The 23,154-nt window shown below is 33.9% G+C and carries 14 protein-coding genes; 7 read left to right on the top strand and 7 right to left on the bottom strand.

Annotated elements, in window-relative coordinates; genetic code table 11:
• Positions 1 to 5: 5 nt before the first annotated feature.
• The 3 genes from map to gpmI form a co-directional block, all read right to left on the bottom strand.
• A complete protein-coding gene (gene map / locus GQR97_RS00290) occupies positions 6 to 824 on the bottom strand; it encodes a type I methionyl aminopeptidase (protein WP_158843921.1) in 819 nt (272 codons plus the stop codon).
• A gap of 81 nt (positions 825 to 905) precedes the next feature.
• Positions 906 to 1,310 (bottom strand): BT0820 family HAD-type phosphatase, encoded by a 405-nt coding sequence (locus tag GQR97_RS00285; protein WP_158843919.1) that lies wholly within the window; start codon positions 1,308 to 1,310, stop codon positions 906 to 908.
• A 44-nt stretch (positions 1,311 to 1,354) separates the two neighbouring features.
• Entirely contained in the window at positions 1,355 to 2,866 is a 1,512-nt protein-coding gene (gene gpmI / locus GQR97_RS00280; RefSeq protein WP_158843917.1) for a 2,3-bisphosphoglycerate-independent phosphoglycerate mutase, read from the bottom strand.
• Positions 2,867 to 3,119: 253 nt separating this feature from the next.
• On the opposite strand from gpmI, the gene GQR97_RS00275 reads away from it, so the two are divergent.
• Positions 3,120 to 3,518 (top strand): ankyrin repeat domain-containing protein, encoded by a 399-nt coding sequence (locus tag GQR97_RS00275; RefSeq protein ID WP_158843915.1) that lies wholly within the window; start codon positions 3,120 to 3,122, stop codon positions 3,516 to 3,518.
• A gap of 557 nt (positions 3,519 to 4,075) precedes the next feature.
• Here GQR97_RS00275 and GQR97_RS00270 read toward each other — a convergent pair.
• From GQR97_RS00270 to GQR97_RS00255, 4 genes are all read right to left on the bottom strand, one after another.
• A complete protein-coding gene (locus GQR97_RS00270; RefSeq protein WP_199269894.1) occupies positions 4,076 to 5,968 on the bottom strand; it encodes a RagB/SusD family nutrient uptake outer membrane protein in 1,893 nt (630 codons plus the stop codon).
• A gap of 24 nt (positions 5,969 to 5,992) precedes the next feature.
• Positions 5,993 to 9,235 carry a SusC/RagA family TonB-linked outer membrane protein gene (locus tag GQR97_RS00265; protein WP_158843913.1) on the bottom strand — a complete coding sequence of 1,081 codons (3,243 nt, stop codon included), beginning with the start codon at positions 9,233 to 9,235 and terminating at the stop codon, positions 5,993 to 5,995.
• A gap of 949 nt (positions 9,236 to 10,184) precedes the next feature.
• Positions 10,185 to 11,981 carry a RagB/SusD family nutrient uptake outer membrane protein gene (locus GQR97_RS00260; RefSeq protein ID WP_158843911.1) on the bottom strand — a complete coding sequence of 599 codons (1,797 nt, stop codon included), beginning with the start codon at positions 11,979 to 11,981 and terminating at the stop codon, positions 10,185 to 10,187.
• A gap of 31 nt (positions 11,982 to 12,012) precedes the next feature.
• Entirely contained in the window at positions 12,013 to 15,213 is a 3,201-nt protein-coding gene (locus GQR97_RS00255; protein ID WP_158843909.1) for a SusC/RagA family TonB-linked outer membrane protein, read from the bottom strand.
• Between the two features lie 500 nt (positions 15,214 to 15,713).
• Between GQR97_RS00255 and GQR97_RS00250 the strand changes: the two genes are divergently transcribed.
• The 6 genes from GQR97_RS00250 to GQR97_RS00225 all read left to right on the top strand — a co-directional run bounded on the left by GQR97_RS00250 (position 15,714) and on the right by GQR97_RS00225 (position 23,154).
• A complete protein-coding gene (locus GQR97_RS00250; RefSeq protein WP_158843907.1) occupies positions 15,714 to 16,919 on the top strand; it encodes a glycoside hydrolase family 88 protein in 1,206 nt (401 codons plus the stop codon).
• Positions 16,920 to 16,978: 59 nt separating this feature from the next.
• Positions 16,979 to 17,803 carry a hypothetical protein gene (locus tag GQR97_RS00245; RefSeq protein ID WP_158843905.1) on the top strand — a complete coding sequence of 275 codons (825 nt, stop codon included), beginning with the start codon at positions 16,979 to 16,981 and terminating at the stop codon, positions 17,801 to 17,803.
• Positions 17,804 to 17,816: 13 nt separating this feature from the next.
• Positions 17,817 to 18,677, top strand: coding sequence for an alpha/beta hydrolase family protein (locus GQR97_RS00240; protein WP_158843903.1), 861 nt, complete (start codon positions 17,817 to 17,819; stop codon positions 18,675 to 18,677).
• Positions 18,678 to 18,918: 241 nt separating this feature from the next.
• Complete coding sequence (locus GQR97_RS00235; protein ID WP_158843901.1) at positions 18,919 to 20,691, top strand: alpha-L-fucosidase; 1,773 nt, start codon at positions 18,919 to 18,921, stop codon at positions 20,689 to 20,691.
• Between the two features lie 12 nt (positions 20,692 to 20,703).
• Positions 20,704 to 21,792: a glycoside hydrolase family protein gene (locus tag GQR97_RS00230; protein WP_158843899.1), complete on the top strand. Its 1,089-nt coding sequence runs from the start codon at positions 20,704 to 20,706 to the stop codon at positions 21,790 to 21,792.
• 39 nt (positions 21,793 to 21,831) lie between these two features.
• A complete protein-coding gene (locus GQR97_RS00225; RefSeq protein ID WP_158843897.1) occupies positions 21,832 to 23,154 on the top strand; it encodes a sugar porter family MFS transporter in 1,323 nt (440 codons plus the stop codon).

Raw genomic sequence — 23,154 nt, 5'->3', positions numbered from 1 at the left:
TTGTTTTAGAGAACTAATGCTTGTTGACGAAATTCATCTTCTTCATTACTTTTAATTCCTAAAGCATCATATACATACGCAAAGGTTGAAAGCAACTCAGGTTTTCCATCAACTAAAGCCACATCGTGCTCAAAATGTGCAGATGGTTTATTGTCTAAAGTTGTAATTGTCCAACCGTCTCTGTGTTGTTTTATACGGTGTGTCCCTAAGTTAATCATTGGCTCAATGGCAACCACCATACCGTCAATAAATTTCTTGCCTCTACCACGTTTTCCGTAGTTTGGCATTTCTGGATCTTCATGCATTTTGCTGCCTAATCCATGACCAACTAGCTCACGAACCACGCCATAACCATGATCTTCACAATATTTTTGAATGGCATAACCAACATCGCCAACACGGTTGTTCGCTTTAAACTCACGGATACCAACGTATAAAGATTCTTTGGTAACTTGAAGTAATTTTTCAGTTTCTGGATCAATCTCACCTACTGCAAATGTATAAGCGTGATCTCCATAAAATCCGTTTTTTAATGCACCACAATCTATAGAAATGATATCGCCTTCAACTAAAGGTGTATTATTAGGAATACCGTGTACTACTTGTGTATTCGGACTCATGCAAAGGGTGTTTGGGAAATCGTAAAGGCCTAAAAAACCAGGAATAGCACCATGGTCTCTAATATGTTCTTCTGCAATTTTATCAAGTTGAAGCGTCGTAACGCCTGGCTTAATTGCTTTGGCAACTTCGCCTAATGTTTTAGATACTATTAATGCACTTTCACGCATCAATTCTATTTCTTCTTTTGTTTTTATTACTATCATAATTATAAAAAAAATAATGGCAAAGATGCTTTAATTAGAAGTCTTTGCTTTTGCTTAAAATAAAGCTACTCAAGATTTAACCTATTTTAAGAAACTAAAAAAACCTTTTTTTTGTTTGGGTATTACTGGTGTTTCATTTGTAAGTATTTGATAAACTTTACCCCAACCAATAAAACCGCCAATATTTCTATCGTCTATAAATAAATCTGCATTTATTTTACGACTAATATCTGTTGTGTATTCTTCACCTGCAAAACTGTTATTCACAGCGTAAAAGCTAATACCATTTTCTTCACAAAAAGTAACGGCTTCGTCTAATCTACTACCACATCTGTAGGTCCATAAAATTAAACGATGCCCTTCTTCTTGAAGTTTTTTTAATGTTTCGAAAGCAAATATCATAGGCTTCCCTATTTTTGGGTAAGCATCTTCTACGATTGTGCCATCAAAATCGACAGCAATTATTTTTGTGTTGTTAAAATTCATCTTATTAACGGTAGCTTATAAAACCTAAGCTAGAGTATTAGATTTTAAACCAAAGGGTGTTGCGTCATTGCTTTTGGTTGTTCTACACCTATAAGTTTTAAAATGGTTGGAGCCATATCTCCTAAAACACCATCTTTAATACTTTTTAATTCGTTGTCTATTAAAATAACAGGCACAGGGTTTGTTGTGTGTGCTGTATTTGGCGAACCATCTGGATTAATCATAGTTTCACAATTACCATGATCGGCAATTAATAGGGTAGTGTACCCATTTGCTAAACCTGTAGTAACAACTTCTTTCACGCAAGTATCAACAGCTTCACAAGCTTTAATTGCTGCTTCCATAACGCCTGTATGTCCAACCATATCGCCATTGGCAAAGTTTAAGCAAACAAAATCTGCTTCTCCTTTTTGTAATTCAGGAACTAACGCTTCTGTTAATTCAAAAGCACTCATTTCAGGTTTCAAATCGTAAGTCGCTACTTTAGGCGAGTTTTTCAAAATTCGAGATTCACCTTCAAATGGGGTTTCTTGCCCTCCTGAAAAGAAAAATGTTACGTGTGGGTATTTTTCTGTCTCGGCAATTCTAATTTGTTTTTTACCGTTTTTAGATAAAACTTCACCTAAGGTTTCGGTTATATTATCTTTATTGAAAATAACTTTTATACCTTTAAAAGCATCGCTGTAGTTTGTGATGGTTACATAGTATAAGTCTAATTTTTTAGTATTGTATTCTGGAAAATCTTTTTGGTTTAACATTTCTGTTAACTCACGACCTCTATCTGTTCTAAAATTAAAAAAGATAAGAACATCATCTTTTTCTACTTTAGCTATGGCTTCATTATTTTCAGTAATAATTAAAGGTTTGATAAACTCATCGGTAACATCATTATCATAATTAGCCTGAATTTCGGCAACTGGGTTATCTGTTTTAGTTCCCACATTGTTTACAATAGCATCGTAAGCTAGTTTTACCCGTTCCCAGCGCTTATCTCTATCCATGGCGTAATAACGACCAGTAATAGTTGCTATTTTTGCTTTTGTGCCTTCAATATATTTTTGTAAATCTTCAACATAACCTTTACCAGATTTTGGATCAACATCACGACCATCTGTAAATGCATGGACATAAGAGTTTACACCAGCTTTGTTGGCTGCATCAATAAACCCTTTTAAATGGCTAGTATGTGCATGAACACCACCATTACTTAATAAACCTAAAAAGTGTACTTTTTTATTATTATCCGATGCATATTTTAAAGCATCAATTAATACTTTTTCGTCTTTTAAAGTATCTTTTTCAATCGCTAAGTTAATTTTAGCTAAATCTTGATATACAATTCTACCGGCACCTAAATTCATGTGGCCAACTTCACTATTTCCCATTTGCCCTTCTGGTAAACCAACATGTAAACCGTCGGTCCTTAATGTCGCGAATGGATATTTTTTATATAGTGAATCTATGAAAGGTGTGTTTGCATGATCGATAGCAGAAACTTTTGGGTCTGGAGAGTTTCCCCAACCGTCTAGAATCATTAAGATGACTTTTTTATTCATTTTTTTGAAAATTTTAATAATCATTACAAAGATACATAACTTGGTCTAAGTGACCATTAAAATTAGCTTGAAAATAGGGTTTTATAAGGGGGTTGATAATTTGTTTGAAAATGTAGGTTTTCTTTAATTATATCAAAATTAAATACTAAAATCTTGATAATTTTTATTTTCTCTGTAACATTTTTAAGATTCCATCGTCTTTTAAGTATATCAAAAAACATAATCAATTTAATCAAATCAAAAATCTTTCATCATGAAAAAATCAATCATTATTTCCGCAATCGCATTATGCTTTTCATTAGGAACTGTAAATGCTACACCTGTAACTTCAACCGATTACACTTTAGTAAATGTTCGGTATTTTAAAGTAAACTCCTTTTGTGTATCTATCGCTTTAGGTGATATTGATACCGTAATGAAGTTGTTATCTTTGGGTGAAGATGTTAATCAGGTTTCTAATGGGATGACGCCGGCTATGTATGCCGCTAAGTTTAACAGAACTGAAATTTTGGAACTTTTAATTATACATGGAGCAGATTTAAAAGCGAAAAATTCAAAAAAAATGACAGCTGCTAAATATGCTAAAATTCATGGCGCTACCGATGCGGGTTTAATAATAAAAGAAACTCTAGCTGAGAAAAAGAAAAAATAATTATTAACATATATAATTATTTTGAGTTAGTCACTCTGTAAAAAGCTGCCGTTAATGGTGGCTTTTTTGTTTTTAAACAAGAAGTGAAATTCTTATAGACGTAAAAAAAGCAGTTATAAATTTATAACTGCTTTTTTTTAATTAAAAAAAAACTAACTCAAACTATAATATATTTGTAACTAATATGAAAATTGGTTGCCATAACATTTATTTTCTCCAAAACAAATCTCTAAGACTTCCTTGTACAATATTATAGTATTTTGAAGAAATTGGATATAATTTATGGTTCTATTACTATAAATTATAAATCATTTTAAACCTTTTTGCCTAGTAAATACAGATGTTTTTCATTTATAGATGAAAACAGTATTTTATTAAGATTTTTTTTGAAGCAATGTATTAGATCATAGATATTGTTGGCAAGTACTAGATGTTCAGTTTATTCATATTCATTAGAGGTATGGTAACACCTTGTATTTGAGCATAAAAAAAACTGCAGACTGATAAAATCAATCTGCAGTTTCTAAAACAACTAATTTAAAAAAATGTTTTTATTATTACCAACCTGGGTTTTGTAATAAGTTTGGATTTTGATCTATTTGACCGGAAGGAATAGGGTCTACATAATTATCTATAGAGAAATTTCTATTCCCAGCAATATCTAAAATTAAAGCTCCTGGTTTCGTTGTTGCAATACCAGAATAAGAAGATACAGATTCTTCTGAGGTTGTTGTTCCATAAGAAAATGCACTTGGACGATAAATTGTAGAAGTTGGATTCTTTGGATTGGTAGCTGTTTCAAACTCTGTACCATCTACATAAGTGGTTGCTACAGTATGACCAAGTTCTTCTTCTGCTATACCCCAACGTTTTAAATCGTTGAAACGTTGATTTTCACCAAATAACTCGATAGCACGTTCTCTTCGTATTTCACCTAACATAGTTAAGTCTGAAAATGGTGCAATTAATGCATTAGTTAAAGGTGCTACATTAGAACGTTCTCTAATTTTGTTGATAGAGATATTTAAATCACCATCTGAAATTGTTCCTCCTCCTAATTCTACAGTTGCTTCCGCATATGTTAATAGTACTTCAGCATAACGTAAATGTGGGTAATTAAAAGATTCATCTTTGGTTTCTCTTAATTTATATTCAGTGGTAAGCTTAATACCTCTATAACCAATATTACGTCTGGCTCCTGGGCTTGTTAATTCCGGCACATATCTATAATCATAATTAGTACCTGCGTCTGCGAAGTCTACACCATATTGTGCTCCTCCACCTTCTACGCTATTTCCCCAACCCCAGTATTCTTTTAGAGGTTCGCTAACAAAGCTAGTTAAGCGATAATCACGATTTTGAAATTCTGAATTCATTAAATCATAGCCTTCAAATACTGAAGAATGTTGAACAGGTAAACCATCTGTACATAAGTACATATCCATTAATTTACGAGATGGAGTATGCGCTTTAGAGTGTGTTAGGTTTTTATTTATACTTCTTAATGTATAATCGTAAACGGTTTGAATTATAAATTCTTTATTATTTGCTTTAGATAAGCCAGCAGGATTAGATCCTTCATCTTCTAAATTAAATAGATAAAATAAGTTTCTATCGCCAAATTCATTACGGTGATCCCATAATTCATAAGCTCCACTATTAATAACTGCCAAAGATTGTTCTTTTGCTTCTGTAAACATCTCGTCTACACTAGGGTAATTTACTGGTTTATTAGACCCGGCTCCTGTGCTAATGCCGTCTCCATCTGTAGTTGTACCTACGTATTTTTCCCAAGTTGCTTCGTATAATAAAACACGTGCTTTAAATGCTCTAGCCGCTTCTGTTGAAAGTTTACCTTTTCCTGAATCTGGAATACTGTTTTCTGAAGGTAAATCTGCTATAGCTACGTCTAAATCGCTAAGAATTTGGTCTACCACTTCGTAACGACTGTTTCTTGTTTCATATAATTCTTCTGAATCTACATCTAAAGAACGTGTAACTATTGGTACACCTCCAAAACGTTGTAATAAATTGTAATGACACCAAGCTCTAAAGAAGTAAGCTGTAGCAACAGATCCAGCAATTTCTGATTGATTTCCATTGTATTCTGCAGCTTTTTCAATTAATTGATTTGGTTCTCTTAATTGACCATAATTACCTGACCAAACAGCATCTGTAACAGGAATAGATGATTGCCCTTGTCCATAAGACGGAGAAGTGGCAAGATTTCCTGATAAATCTGAAGATTCATCTCCGGCATCATATCCTAAAGATGCGCGGTAAAAATAATTTGCAGCATTTTCAAACTGTTCTGCAGTGCTAAAATATACTGCTTCGGTAACAGAATCCAGTGGTTCCTGGTCTAAATAATCTGAGCATCCAGTAAACATGAATACTGAAACTACGGCTGTTAGCCCTATTCGTTTTATATTATAATGTATATTTTTCATATTCTTTAAATTAAAAGTTCTTAATTAAAATGCTAGTTCAACTCCAAAGGTCAATGCAGATGAAAAAGGCACCATATTCCCTTGTCTAGTTCCTTCACCAAATTCAGGATCTAACCCATCTTTTATGTTCGAAATTGTAAACAAATCGCTACCTGTTAGAGAGAAACGTACTTTGTCCATTCCCATTCTATCTAAAACAGTTTCTGGTAACCTGTATCCTACAGATATTGTTTTAGCTCTTAGATAAGAGGCTTTAATAACATTTCTATCGTTTAAATCTCCATAATTCCATTTTTTTCTAGCTCCATTAAAGAAAGCTGCAGGATATTCAGCATCTTGATTATCTTCTGTCCAGGTCTTGTTTGTGAAAATTGGGTTTTGGTTTGTCCACCATTGCATAAATGGATAAGAAAGAGATCCTGTTCTAACGATATTTACTTCTGCAACTCCTTGGAAGAACGCACTAAAATCGAAGTTTTTATAAGAGAACCCTAAATTAATACCAAAACTTTTATGTGGATTTGCATCGCCTATATACACTAAATCATCTTCATCAATAATACCATCTCCACTGACATCTACACGATTAACGGTTCCTGGAACTAAACGATCTTCACTTCTATAATTTGGTAATTTTGTACCATTTTTCATGTTTGTTTGGTCTGAAGGATCTGCAAATCCATATTGATTATAGTATTCTAACACTTCGCTTTCTGAAGATAATATACCATCCGTTTTATACGCATATATTGCATTTAATGGTTTCCCTTCAAGAATATCGTTTGTACCCAAAGCAATAAGGCTTTTACCTTCCATTTTGGTAACTTCACTATCGTTATCCCAAAATGCAAGTCCTACACGATATGTAAAATCGTCTCCTATACGATCTCTCCAGTTTAAAGACAATTCGTAACCTTTAGTTTCAAAATTACCACTATTCGTTTTTGGAGCCGTAGCAGCTAATATTTGGGGATATGTTATATTAATTAACATATCGTCATTTTTACGAATAAAATATTCTGCAGTACCTGTTAATCTGTTATTTAATAAACCAAAATCTACTGCAATGTTACTTGTTGATACACGTTCCCAAGAACGTTGAAAAGAAGTCATTCCACTAATATTCGATGTTACAGCTAATTGTGGAGTACTACCAAATAATACAGTGCCATTACCAATGCTAGAGTAATAATCGTAAGCACCGATACCTGTTACCGATCCTGTTTCTCCATAAGAAGCACGTAATTTTAATAGATTAATCGTACTATCATCCATAAATGACATTTCTGAAAATACAATACCTCCAGATGCACCAAGGAAGTTTTTCCATCTGTAATCTGGGTGTAAACGAGAAGATCCATCTCGACGACCTAATACTTCTAATAAATAAATACCATTATAATCGTAATTTATTTTTCCTAGGTAAGATACTAAACCAACAACATTACTACCACCACTATTTGTTTGCGTAGTAGCGTCGAAAGCATTTAAATCGTTTAAAGAGGCATCAACTAAATTAGAACGAGACATGAAATACTTGTCTGTTTCTGATTGTTCTGCGGTATATCCAACCATAATTCCTAAATTATGTTTTCCGAAAGAACGATTATAATTTGCTTGGAAAATATGGTTTTGGAATACGTAATCGGCTTCAGTTACTTCTAGTTTAGCATTTCCTAAAGTTGTTGGAGTACTTGTTTCAATACCTTGCCAATCGTACATGGTTACAGGTTTCCATGTTTTATTTTTTCTACTTTGTGTCATTGCTATGTTTCCAAAGTAAGAGAAAGATAAACCTTCAACATACTTATCTAAGTCTAATGTAACTTTACCTCCTAAGCGAAACACATTAGTTCTATTTTTTACACGACCACCTTCTTTTAAATATGCTAGTGGATTGTTTCCTCCGAAATTATCGTAAAACTGTCCATCTGGATTATACAATGGGAATATATTCATATCTTGAATCCCATATCCAATACCTTGAGTTGGAGTATCAATTATATTACTATTGTATGATATATTAAAATCTGTTTTTACTAAATCACTAACCTTATACCCCACATTTGTACGGAAGTTGTAACGTTTTTGCCCATCGTATACTACTGATATAGGAGAACGCTCGTTGGCATATCCAAAAGATGTTCTATAGGTTGCATTTTCATTACCTCCAGAAAGTGAAAAATCGTGTCTTTCTGTAATAGTTGTGCCGTAAACGGCATCAAATTGGCTTGTGTCAGAAAAATAATTATCTTTTCCTGCCCAATAATAAGAATCTGGAGCTGTAGGCAATGTGCCATTAGCCATATTCATAAATTCATCTTCAGTAAAAAATCTAAAACTTGTTGCTGCTGTTTGTTGATTTCCGGTCCCATCTACAAAGTCAATAGCATCATTTCTTCCAGCGACCAACCAAGCCTCTGCAAACTCTTTCATATTAGCTACGGGAAAGTCTTTTACAAAGTTTAATTGTGTTTCACCTTTATAAGAGATTTTCATTTTACCAGATTTACCTTTTTTAGTAGTGACTAAAATAACACCTCCTGCAGCTTTAGTACCAAAAATTGCAGCAGACGCATCCTTTAAAACAGAATACGTTTCAATATCGTTTGCATTAATAGCAGCCAAATCACTTTGTGAAATTTCAACACCATCTAATAAAATAAGCGGACTTATACTATTTACAGAAATATCTCCACGAATATTAATAGATGTTCCTTCTACACCAGGACGGGTAGATGTACGTGTAACAACTAAACCAGGAACCTCACCTTGTAAAGCTAAAACGGCACTAGAAGTACCCTTACCTTTTACAACATCGTCCCCTTTTACTTGTGCTACAGATCCCGTAAGCGTAGCTTTTTTTTGTGTACCGAAACCAACAACAATAATTTCGTCTAAAGCGGCAACATCGGCTTTTAGTGATACATTTATAGTAGAACTGTTTCCTACAATTAATTCTTGTGTCATAAAACCTACGTAAGAAAATACAAGAGTTGAATTGTTGTTAGGTACTTTAACACTATAATTTCCATCAAAATCTGTTACAGCTCCTGTAGAAGTACCTTTCACGATAACATTTACTCCGGGAATCCCCATGTTATCTTCGGCACTTATAACCGTTCCTGTAATCGTTTTGTTTTGTTCAATAATAGGATTTGCACTTGCATACCCCATTGTAGTCATGAAGCAAACTAAAAGGCTTATACGCCAAAATAGATTTGCTGTTTTTTTCAGACCTGTCTGAGTTTTTGTTTTTTTCATCATAAAATTTTGTTTGTTCTATAATATTTCCCTCTAAAAAACTTCTTAATTGAACTTTTAAAACGTTTTCAATTAAGAAATTTTTAAAGTGATTTTTAGTCTTACAATGTTATTTATATTTTAGATAATTTAGTGTAATTTATCACTTCAAAATGATAAATTATGATTCATTTTTTGTCATAAATTGCCTTCAATAATAATTAAGGAAAAGAGGTGTTTTGAGCTCAAAATATATTAAGGTCTATTAATCAGTATTTAAGATCTTTTTTAAGGTAAAAAATGAAATTTTAAGTATATAGACGTTGTTTTTTGCAAGACTAAAATTTTGGAATTTTTGATTAAACATGGAGCAGCTTTTAAAACGAAAAATTCTAAAAAAATGACAGCTGCTAATTATACTAAAATTCATGACACTACTACTTATATATTAAAATGGAATTTCAGTTACAAAAACGGAAAAATAATTATTAGCATATATAATTGTTTTTAGTCCGTCTCTATGTGAAAGTCCGTCGTTAATGGTGATATTTTGTGTTTTAATATGAAGTGAAATTATTTATAGACATAAAAAAAGCAGTTATAAAATTATAACTGCTTTTTTTTAATTTAAAAAAAACTAACTTAAACTATAAATATATTTGTAACTAATATGAAAATAGGTTGCCATAAAATACATTTTCTCTAAAACAAATGTTCCAGGCTTCCTCTTACAATATTATAGTATTTTAAATAAATTGGATATAATTTATGATTCAATATGTATAAATTATCATTTATTTTAGTCGTTTTGATGGGTAAGCAATAAATTTTTATATTAAAGGAGGTAACAATGTATTCGGGAAAGTTACTTTTAAAACTTTAATTTGGGCGGATTGAAAATGAAACCGGCAAATCGAATTTTCGATTTGCCGGTTTTTAAAGTATCAAATATAAATTCCTTTTTTTACTTTCACTAGTAACCTGGGTTTTGTTGTAGATTAGCGTTTAACCCTGTTTGAGAAGTAGGTAAAGGGAATAAATAATTATCCCTAGAAAAATTCCGGATTGATGCTGGCTGAACAATCACTGCTCTTCTTTCTCCGACACCTGTTTCTGCTACACCTTCTCCATATCCATAAACTTCAGGGTTATAAATAGCAGTATTATTCTCATATACAGTACCTTCAATAACCGCGCCGAAAATAGTTTCACCTAATTCAGCTTCGGCTAATCCCCAACGTTTAAGGTCGTTAAATCGAGTTGCACCTTCGGCAAATAATTCAATCGTACGCTCTCTTCTTATTTCGTTTAGCATATCTAAGTTGTTAGCAGCTACAAATGCATTAGTTAAAGCCGGTAATCCTGCTCTATCCCTTACTAGATTAATAGACTCAGTAAGTTCTCCATCAGTAATTGCGCCGTTTAGCTCATATAATGCTTCAGCATACATTAAGTATACTTCTGCAAGGCGTATATGTGGCATATCATAACTCTCAGTAGCTGTAGCTCTATAAGCCTCATCTGTACCCCATTTCCAACTCATAAATTTGGAATTAAAATATCCAAATTTGTTGGTACCATCTAATCTTAATTCAGGATCGTTATCAATAGTTGGAATTACACCTAAGAATTTATGATTGGTAAAATACGCTCTCATTCTTAAATCTCTATTTTGGAACTCATCTTCTGGGTTGGTGTACCCTGCGAAACCACTTAGTGGCTTATCAATTGGTAAACCTGATGTAGTTAAAAACATGTCCATCATTTTTCTACTAGGCTTTGTTCTACCTTGGTAAACGTGACTCACTAAAGTTCCGGCTTGTCTAAATGTAAAATCGAATTTACTATAAAAGATAAATTCTTTATTAGTTGCCTTGTCTAAACCTGCAGGGTTAGAACCAGAACCTTCTAAATTGAATAAGAAATTGTGGCTTAAATTATCAAGGACGTTATTGTAATTCCAAAGTTCAAAACCACCTTGATCCATTACTGTTTTAGTTAATGTAACAACTTCTTGTAAGTAAGGTTCTATTTTAGATGGATCGTAGCCTTCGCTACCTGCACCTGCAGATACACCATCACCGTCTGTAGTAGTACCAACGTTTTTCATCCATGTGGCTTCGTGTAATAAGACATCAGCTTTAAATGCCATAGCAGCCCATTTACTGATTTTTCCTTTGTCGTCAGAAGCAACATCTTGTTCTCTAGGTAATCCAGCTATTGCATCGTCCAAATCTGTAATGATTTGTGCTACTACTTCGTACCTACTGTTTCTGGCTCCATAAAGTTCTTCAGAATTTTCAGTTAATGGTTGAGTAATTAGTGGTACGCCACCATATCGCTGTATTAAAAAGAAATACTGCCATGCTCTATGAAATTTAGTGGCAGCTACATATTCTACGATACTTTCTTCACCATCGTAATTTTCTGCTCTTGAAATTAAAAGATTAATATCTCTAATGGCTTCATAAGTGTCTGAATAGTAGTCGTCATTCGCTTGAGCTTGAATTAATCCTCTACTGTATACTTGCATTTCACTATCCTCATCATAGCCTATTAAGTCTGATCCATGATCAGAATAAATACCTTGGTCTTTCCAATCTAACAAATAAGTATAAAATCTATTTGCAGCGGCATTAAAATGTTCGGCTTCGTTGAAATAAACTTCGTCAGTAATTTCAGCTGGGGGTGTTAAATCTATAAATTCATCTGCGCAGGATGCTAAAACCATCATCAAGCACGGTAATATTATATATCTTAATTTTTTCATTTGTTTCGAATTTAATTATTTCGTGTTCTTCTTAAATAGATAATTTTAAGCCTAATGCCCAAGTACGCATAAACGGATAAGCACTTGCATTTGTGTCTGCTTGAAATTCAGGGTCGTAACCGTCTTTTACTGTGGTTAACTCAAATAAATCATTTCCTGAGAAATAAACACGAAAGGTGTTTATTGGCGTGTTTCCAAGTTTTAGACCTTTAATATTATAACCAATAATTAAAGATTTAAGTCTTAGGTAACGATTATTTTGAAGGATATGATCCTTAAATTGGTAGTTCCATTTAGATAATCCACGTTGCGTAGTTAATCTAGGAAATTCTGCGTTACGATTGTTTTCGGTCCAGGTTCTACCTAACCATGTGTTAGATTGATTTTGCCATTCTGCTTGGAAAGGTTGTGCAAAAAATCCTGTTCTGTAAACTTTCTGCTCTAAAGTACCTTGAAAAAAAGCGCTTAAATCCCAATTTTTATACTTAATATCAAAATTTATTCCATATACATAGTGCGCTGCGTTATCGCCTTGGTAAGTTAAATCGCCTTCATCTAATTTACCATCGCCATTTGAATCAATAACTCTCATATCTCCTGGTCGTAAGGCGTCGTTAGATGTTTGTGATGGTAAAATGCCACCTGCCTCTAAGCTATTGTAGTACTCAATTACTTCGGCTGTAGAATCAAAATATCCGTTTGTTTCGTATAAATATAACGAGTTAATAGGCCTTCCTAAAATATTTTCAGATTCTGAAGCTTCATTTAATCCGGCAACTACAGATTGGGCTCCGTCATATTTAGTGATTTCATTACGAGTATCACTAATGTTAGCACTTACAGTATACTCGAAATCTTCAATTTGATCTCTCCAACCTAACATAACTTCCCACCCTTTAGTTTGTAAAGTACCAATATTAGTATAAGGTGCCGTAGTACCTAATACATCTGGTGTTATACCTCTAACAAGCATACCTTTATTATCTTTTTGAAAAAAGTCTAAAGAACCAAATAGTTTAGAGGTAAACATCCTAAAATCTAAACCAACTTCTTTGGTTGCAATACGTTCCCACGTTGTAGTACCACTAAATAAACTACTTGCACGAGAAGTTACTTGTTGACCAGCATCTGTTTGGCCAAATACAGTGTTACCAAAACCTACTGTAGATAAGTACCCGAATTCACCAATTCCAGATGTACTACCTAATTCACCATAACCACCTCTTAGTTTTAGGAAGGAAATAATCTTGCTATCTTGTAGAAACTCCTCTGAGCTTAATACCCAACCGGCAGAAATACTTCCATAATTAGACCATTTTGCTCCTTCAGCAAATCTTGACGACCCATCACGTCTGCCTTGCAATTCTAATAAGTATTTACTCTTATAATCGTAATTTACACGACCAATATATCCGTAGAAACCCCAAGTATTACCACCTCCTTCAGTAGTAATTTGTTGGTCTGATGCACCTAAATCTAAATCATATACACCATAGTCAACAAATCCGTTTCTTCTTGCTCTTAAACCATTGCTTGTGTTTTTCTCAGCTTCAATTGCTAAAAGCCCAGATACATTATGGTCTCCAAAGCTATTGCTATAGTTTAAAGCAGCTTTATAGTTTTTATAAGTAATAGTCCCCGTTTCTTCTTCAATAAATGAAGTAGGATTAACTTGACCTGGTGCTACATCTCCATACCAGTTGTAAGTTGGAACGGTTATCTCATAGGTTTGATCTTCTGAATGTTGCTTGCTAAGGGAATAAGATCCAGAAACATTTAACTCGTCAGTTATTTTGTATGTAGCTATTGCTGCTATTTTGAATTGTTGGTTCTTGTCATTTGTACGACCACCATCAATGGCATTAGCAACAGAGTTTTTTCCACCGCCAATATTACCACCAAAATTACCATAGTATTGTCCTAGAGGATTATACGTTGGGAACAATGGCGCATCATAAGTAATAGCTTCACTGTCTACGCCTCCTGAAGGTCCAGAATAAATATTATCAAAATAGGTAACGTTAGTATTAATGTTCAATCTGTCACTAATATCAACGTTATAATTCAATGAGAAATTATATCTGTCTACACCATCATCAGCTACTAGTAAACCTCCAATATTTTGATCGTAACCTGCAGAGATGCGGAAATTAGAGTTTTCAGTACCACCAGAAACACTAATATTATGTTGGCTCGAGTATGAGTTACCAAACATCTCGTCAAATCTAGGAGCGTTTCCTAAATAAACACTTCCGTTAATTGGTAAATCATAAATACCTTCTTCTCCGTTAGCAATTCGTTGTACAGTTGCACGGTCGCTCCAAAAGAAATAACGAGGAGGTTTGCTTGAAGCAATATCCTCATCTACTGCTGCTAAATAAAGTTGTCCATATTCCGACATAGATGGTGATGGCGGGCGAATACCAATGGTTCCCATACGGAGCACAGAACTTATATTAACCTTAACGTCACCACGACCTTTTTTAGTGGTTACTAAAATAACACCACCAGCGGCACGAGAGCCATATACAGATGCCGAACCACCTTTAAGTACACTTATACTTTCAATATCATTCGGATTCATATTATTAAAAGAGTCTGAGTTTATTGAGGGTACACCATCAATAACAATAAGTGGTTCTATACCATTAATAGAAGAAGCTCCTCTAATTAAGAAATTAACACCTTCATCGCCTGGTCTAGATGACGAACGCGTAACTGTTAAACCTGGAGTTCTACCTTGAAGCGCCAATGCTGGACTACCTTGAGCTAAATCCGCAAAAGCTTCAGATTTAATTTGTTCAACAGAACCGGTAAGAGTCTCTTTTTTCTGAGTACCATACCCTACTACAATAACTTCGTCTAAGGCAGCAACATCAGGTTCTAAAGACACATTAATTGTCGATTTACTTCCTGTATTCAATTCTTGAGAAACATAACCGATGTAAGAAAACACAAGAGTTGAATTGTTGTTAGGTACTGTAATACTGTAATTTCCATCAAAATCTGTTACAGCTCCTGTAGAAGTACCTTTAACGATAACATTTACGCCGGGAATACCCATGTTATCTTCGGCACTAACAACAGTTCCTGAAATAGTTTTGTTTTGTTCAATAATAGGGTTTGCACTTGCATACCCTAATGTAGTCATGCAGCACACTAGAAGGCCTATAAGCCAAAATAGATTTGCTGGTTTTTTCAGACTTGTCTGAGGTTTGGTTTTTTTCATCATAAAAGTTTAGTTTGTTGATTTTAAATACCCGTTTTAAAATGTTTTGAAGTTGATGTTTTAAAACATATTTAATAAAAAGGTACTTAAAGTGGTTTTAGTCTTAACAATGTTATTTATATTTTAGACCAATGTGTATAATTTATCGCTTCAACATTATAAATTATGACTTATTTTCCGAAATAAATTGCCTTATAAAAGAATTAAGGTATAGTAGGTGTTTTCAATTTGAAGTTAATTAAAGTGTTCTTAATCAGTTTTTAATATTTTATTATATTTAAATTGAAGGTTAGGAACATTTTTGTTCAGATGAATATAGGAAGCACAAGTATAAAAACGTTGTTTTTTAGTAAGATTGAAATTATCTCTTTAATTAAGCAATAATTTATAGCTTTTGATTGATAATTTAACGATCATAAATTCAATAAATAATAACTTGCAATGGAATAAGTTTTGCCAGATTATTAAAAACGTTATGTTGAATATTTTAAAACCGAAAAAGAATGCGTGTAGTTAAGTTAGTGTCATTTTTAGTGTTGAGTTTAATTTTTGCTTGTAATTCTGCAAAAAAAGAAAGGTCGTTAAATGAAGCCTCTAAGTTTAATATAGAGAATATACTAAAAAATAATGTTGAAAAAATAAAAACAGTAGCACAAACTTATACACGTTTTGATAGTTTTCCGAGACACGTTAATAAAAACAATACCCAATGGAGTTTTGTTAAAACTACAGATTGGTGTAGCGGCTTTTATCCAGGTATGTTGTGGTATGCTTACGAATATTCAGGAGATGAGGGGTTAAAGAAACAGGCTGTAAATTTCACAGAACCACTTAAGGTTATTGCATACAGTTCTGCGAGAAATCACGATATCGGTTTTCAGTTATATTGTAGTTATGGTAATGGGTATAGATTAACAGGAAACCAAAATTACAAAGAGGTTTTGTTGGCCGCTGCCGATACATTGGCAACATTATACAACCCGAAAGTTGGTAGTATTTTATCTTGGCCTTCTCAAATTAAGCGATACAAGCACAACACCATTATAGATAATATGATGAATTTAGAGTTGCTTTTTTGGGCAGCTAAAAATGGTGGAGATAAAAGTTTGTACAATATAGCTAAAAGTCATGCAGAACAAACTATGAAGCATTTGGTTAGGGAAGACGGTTCTGCATTTCATGTTGGGTCTTTCGATATGGAAACAGGAGCGTTTTTACAAGGCTATACACATCAAGGTTATGCTAACGAATCCATGTGGGCGCGAGGGCAAGGTTGGGGAATTTATGGTTTTGCAATGGCATATCGTGAAACTGGTGATTCTAATTTTTTGAATACTGCCATAAAACTTTCAGATAAATTTTTAGAGCGTTTACCGGAAGATGGTATTCCGTTTTGGGATTTCGACGATCCTAAAATTCCTAATGTACCAAAAGATGCTTCTGCGGCAGCAGTTGCAGCATGTGGCTTAATGGAATTATCGGGTTTGGTTCAAGATGAAAAGTTAAAATCTAAATATTTCAACGCAGGTAAAACATTGGTTGAAAATCTATCATCTAGTGCTTATTTGAGTCATGCTAAAAATGATGCCTTGCTATTGCATTCCACAGGAAATCACCCTAAGAATAAAGAAATGGACGTACCAATTATTTATGCCGATTACTATTATATGGAAGCCTTATTGCGATTAAAGAAACTAGAAAATATTTAACAAACACCACATTTAAAATGAAAAAACTTCGTTTTGTTCTTATTTGTATAACATTAACTTTGAGTTCTCATCTTTTCGCGCAGACCATACCGTATTCTATTGGACGTGTTGTGGTGAGTTCTGATGGTAATGAGCATGATCACGACGATTGGGCGGCAACACCTTTTTCGTTAGCGCTGTTGGCTGCAAGCGGACTTCAAGATAAACTTACGGTTTATACTTTTAGCGATCATATTTGGGGCAGTGATCACCAAATGAAAAAGGGAAAAGCCGAAATGTTAATCAGTGCTTTAGAAGGGCAAAAAATATATAATTTTAAAAAAAGTAATTTCTTAGAAGCGGTTGCCGATTCTACAAAAGCTATTAATGCCATTGTAAAAGAAATTAATAAATCTAAAGCGAGCAACCCGTTAACTATTGTTGCTGCTGGGCCAATGCATGTTGTGGGATCTGCAATTTCACAATCTAAAAAAGAAAAGTTGAAATATGTTAGAATTATTTCTCATTCTAATTGGAACGATAAACATTCTGATAAACCTTACGATTGGGAAGATCATTCTGGTTGGACTTGGAACGAAATTAAAGCAAATTTTGAGTCCTTCGGACTTATTTGCGATAGAATAACCGATCAAAATGGAGGGAAAGATTACGAAGGTATGAAAGCTCCAAAAGCCATGTTCGATTGGATAAAAACCTCGCCAATAAGAAATACTTCCGAAGAAGCTAAAAACCAATTAGATTGTTTGTATCAAAGGCAATTAACTTGTGTTAAAAAAGGTGATTTCGATCCATCGGATGCTGGTATGGTTATTTATTTGCTAACCGGAAAACAAAAAACAAGCCCTGAAGATGCAAGAGAAATTATCGAAAACCCAATACATTAAACTATATTAAAAAATGAAAAGAAATTTAAGTTTACTTATTATCCTATTTTACAGTTTTTACTGTTTTCCTTCTGAAATAATTTCTGCGGAAGCAAACGTTAATATTGAAACTTCAATTAGATATATTTCCAAAGAAAACGAAGCCGTAAAAAAGGAATGGAATGGTTTTAAAATAAAGGAAGCGACCTTAAATGGCGTGGCTTATAAAGTGGTGTTTCCTAAAAAAGCGAATGCAAGTAAAAACTGGATTTGGCGCGCCCGATTTTGGGGTCACGAGCCACAAACCGATATTGCACTTTTAAACGCAGGTTTTCATGTGGTGTATATTGAAGTCGCTAATTTATTCGGAAGTCCAAAGGCTATGAAAATCTGGGATGGTTTTTACAAATTCATTATAAAAAAATATAAATTGAATCCTAAAGTTGTATTAGAAGGTATGAGTAGAGGTGGTTTAATTATCTTTAATTGGGCCAACCAAAATGCCGAAAAAGTAGCTTGTATTTATGCAGATGCTCCGGTTTGCGATTTTAAAAGTTGGCCTGCTGGGCAAGGTACTGGAGATGGCTCTAAAAAAGCATGGCAAGCCTGCTTAGTGAGTTATGGTTTTTCTGAAGAAATTGCAACTCAATTTTCAGGAAATCCAATAAATCATATGGAATATATCGCTGTTCAAAAAGTGCCTATTTTAATTATTGTTGGTGATGCCGATAAGGTGGTTCCTGTTGTAGAAAATAGCACGTTATTAGAGCAACGACTAAATAGTTTGGGTTGGGAATTAAACATGATTCGCAAGCCAGAAGTAGGGCATCATCCTCATTCTTTAAAAGATCCAAAACCAATTGTGGATTTTATTTTAAAGGAAACTCGCCATTAATTTAATCTCGTTTTTCACTATAAATATGTCTTAAAATAGTTTACAGATTCTCATGTAAATTGAGGGGTTTTATTCGTGTTTGTAATCGTCCAATTATTTGTTAATAGCCTATTTTATTAATATAGCGCATAAATAAGCTATAGTTTATATGGAAAGGCTCATGATTTATACAGTAAAAACTCTATAATTTTTATTATTGTATATGTTATACTTTTTTAGAATAAATAATAAAAAAACAAGGATGAAAAAATTAGGTGTTTGGGCAATGTTGTTTGTTTTTATTTTAGGAACAGCATGTGGAACTAAAGCAGAAAAGTCTATAGTTACTAACGAGAATATCGATTCGAAAAATATATCAGATGAAGAACGCATGCAATGGTGGGAAGAAGCCCGTTTTGGTATGTTTATTCACTGGGGGATTTACACTGTTCCTGCAGGGTTTTATAAAGGCAAAGAAATTTCTAATAGTGCCGAATGGATTATGAATAAAGGGCAGATTCCAATTGTCGAATACGAAAAATTTGCAGACGAGTTTAATCCAACAAAATTCAACGCCAAAGAGTTTGTGTCTTTAGCGAAAGAAGCTGGCATGAAATATATGGTGATAACAGCCAAACATCATGATGGGTTTTCAATGTTCGATTCTAAAGCAACCGATTATAATATTGTAGATGCCACGCCATTTAAACGCGATGTTTTAAAAGAATTAGCTAAAGAATGTCAGGCTCAAGGCATAAAATTTGGGTTTTATTACTCACAAGCTCAAGATTGGCATCATCCAGGTGGTTTAGGAAATACTTGGGATAAAGATTTAAAACGTGTTAGTAGCGACGCGTATGTTTACGAAAAAGCATTGCCTGAAGTAAAACAATTGCTAACAGAATACGGCCCAATCGCTATTTTTTGGTGGGATACGCCTAGAGAAATGACAAAATCGGTAGTAGATAGTTTACACCACATTACAACAGCATTACAACCACGAATAATTACAAACGACCGTTTGGGCGATGATTATCCTGGAGATCATAAAACTTTTGAAAGAAACGGACCTAGACATCAACCTGAAGCAAAATATTGGGAATTATGCCAACCCGTTAGTGGAAGTTGGGGCTACCGTAGCGACGATAATAAATTCAAATCGATTCCTACTTTAATCCATAATTTGATAGACCAAAGTAGTAAAGGCGGGAATTATTTATTAAATGTAAGTCCAACTAGTGAAGGGATTTTAAAACCTGAGGCGGTAGAACGTATGAAAGCTATTGGCGCTTGGATGTCAAAAAATTCCGAAGCTATATACGGAACACAAGCTAGCCCAACGAGTACCGAGCCAGATTGGGGACGTATTACTATGAAAACGGTTAACGATAAAAGCTTGCTTTATTTACACGTTTACAACTGGGAAGATGGCGCATCATTACCTATCCGATTAAAAAACAGTGTAGAATCTTGTTATTTATTAACTGATAAAAATAGAACATTTAAAACGGAAACGGTAGACGATGGTATTCAAGTAAAATTAACAGGAGAAGCACCGGATAGTATTGCTTCTGTAATTGTTTTAAAGCTGAAAGAAAAGCCAAATGCTTTACCTGTAAAACCATTAGGACAGGATGAAGCTGGAGTTGCGGTCTTATCTGCATTTAGAGCGCAATATGAAAACTTACAAGGTCCAGGCGCGTTATATAAAGAGGAATGGGATTGTATTTCTAATTGGGATAGTGAAACGGCTAGAGTATATTGGTCTTTTCAAATAGATAAACCAGGCAGTTTCAATGGGGTTTTAGGGTATTCTGCAGTAGAAGATTCCGAAATTTCAATAACATTTAACGGAGAAACTAAAACCGTTAAAATCCCAAAAACAGGGTCTAATCCTAAACGATTTAAAACAACAGATTTAAGTAATTTCAAAGTTGAAAAAGCTGGGAAGTATCAGTTTTCTATAATGCCTGTAGTAGGAAAATGGAATGCTATTAACTTGAAAGATGTAACCTTAAAACCAAACAAAAACTAAATACTTTTTTAGATGAAATATTTTATTCTTTTATTTATTGGGGTTATCGCGTGTACTAATGCACAGAATGCCATTTTCGATAATTTAGAAGAAGCACCAATTAATGGCGGACTACAAATGGACGATTATTGGGTTTGGGGAAGTTCTGTAATTAAAGGCGAAGATGGTTTATATCACATGTATGCATCACGTTGGCCAAAATATTTACCGTTTCATCCAGGTTGGATGATTCAGTCGGAAATTGTACATGCTATTTCTAAAACGGCAGATGGTCCGTATCAATTTAAAGATGTTGCTTTAGGTAATCGTGGAACGCAGTATTGGGATGGGAAATCTTGTCACAATCCAAAAATTGTAAAATATAAAGATACCTATATTCTTTATTATATGGGGTCTACCCATCCATTTGAGGATGTTACAGAAGGTAATGTAGATCAATTCAATTTATCTAGTAAATGGTGTATTGCAGCCCGTTGGGGAAAACGTGTTGGGATAGCAACTTCAAAGAGTCCGAATGGACCATGGAAACGACGAGATGCTCCTGTTTTAGAAGTGAAACCAAATTCGTATTACAGTTTTTTAACATCTAATCCTTCTCCATTAATAAAAGAAGATGGCTCGGTAGTTTTATTATTTAAAGGCCGGTCGTATAAAGAAGACGGAATTACACATAGTGATATGAGTATTGGCGTAGCTACGGCGCCTACTTTCGATGGAGAATATACTGTAATTGGTGATAAACCTTTATTTTCAGTAGAACACTTTGGTGAAGTTGAAGATCCGCATTTATGGGGAGACGCTAAAGGCTATCACATGATTGCTAAAGACCAACGTGGAGCTATTACTGGCGGACATGGAGATGGGCTTTTAGCACATTCTACAGATGGGATACATTGGGTGGTAGATGATAACCCGAGAGCATATACTAAAATGGTAAAATGGAATAACGGAAAAACTATTAAACAAGGACAGTTAGAACGTCCTTTTGTTTTAGTTGAAGACGGAAAACCAACTCATATATTTTTCGCCACCATGGATGGTCCTGGTGGTTTTGGCAATGGAACAAAAACATGGAATATGGTTATTCCTCTAAAAAAATAATACAATTAAATATTTTAATAAAACTAATACAAACATAACATGAACAAAAAAATATTATTATGGTCTATTACCGCAGCACTTGCAGGTTTTTTATTTGGATTTGATGTTGTCGTAATTTCTGGTGCCGATAAAAAATTACAAGCATTATGGGGGTCTTCAGAAGCTTTTCATGGCGCAGTAGTTATGGGAATGGCACTTTGGGGAACTGTTGTAGGTGCTATTTTTGGAGGTATTCCAACTAATAAATACGGACGTAAAAATACCCTAATAGTTATTGGGGTTTTATTTGCTGTCTCAGCCATAGGTTCGGCTTTGTCGAATGATCCGTATGTATTTGCCTTTGCTCGCTTTATTGGAGGATTAGGAGTAGGTGCATCTACTATTGCAGCTCCAGCTTATATTTCTGAAATTGCACCAGCAAAAGATAGAGGCCGTTTGGTTGCTATGTACCAATTTAATATAGTTTTTGGTATCATGATAGCTTATCTATCTAATTACTTATTAAGTGATATTGGTGACAATGCATGGCGTTGGATGCTTGGTGTAGAAGCTATTCCTGCAGTGTTATATATTTTATTCGCTTTAAAATTACCTAAAAGCCCACGTTGGTTATTATCTCAATCTAGAGAGGATGAAGCGAGAGAGGTCTTAAAAATAATAGAGCCTGAGGCTGATGTTGAAGAGCAAATAAGAGAGTTTAATTCGCATGCAGAAAAAAGTGATAAATCTGAAACTATCTTCATTAAAAAATATAGATTTCCGTTAATGTTAGCCTTTTTTATAGCCTTTTTTAACCAGTTCTCAGGAATTAATGCAGTATTATATTATGCGCCACGTATTTTTGAAGAGGCAGGATTAGGAGAAAATTCAGCATTATTAAATAGTATAGGCTTAGGTGTTACTAATCTTGTTTTTACATTATTAGGGGTGTTCTTAATTGATAAATTAGGAAGAAAAACGTTAATGTATATTGGTTCTGTAGGGTATATTGTTTCATTAGGACTTTTAGCTGCTGCTTTCTTATTAGAATGGACAGGTATGGCGGTACCAATTTTCTTGTTTTTATTTATTGGAGCTCATGCAGTAGGCCAAGGTGCAGTAATTTGGGTGTTTATTTCAGAAATTTTCCCGAATCATTTACGTGCCTCCGGTCAAGCTTTCGGTAGTTCAACCCACTGGGTTTTAGCAGCACTTATTCCTTCATTATTTCCTTTCTTATTAAAACTAGTTGGAGGAGGAGTTGTTTTTCTTGTGTTTGCCGTAATGATGGTTTTTCAATTATTATTTGTTGCGTTTATGATGCCAGAAACTAAAGGGAAAACATTAGAAGAATTAGAAGATATCATGTTAAAGAAAAAATAA

Origin of the sequence: Algibacter sp. L1A34 (assembly GCF_009796805.1) — a bacterium.
GTDB lineage: Bacteria > Bacteroidota > Bacteroidia > Flavobacteriales > Flavobacteriaceae > Algibacter.
Note: the sequence above shows the minus strand (reverse complement) of the source record. Positions and strands in the feature narration are given on the sequence as shown.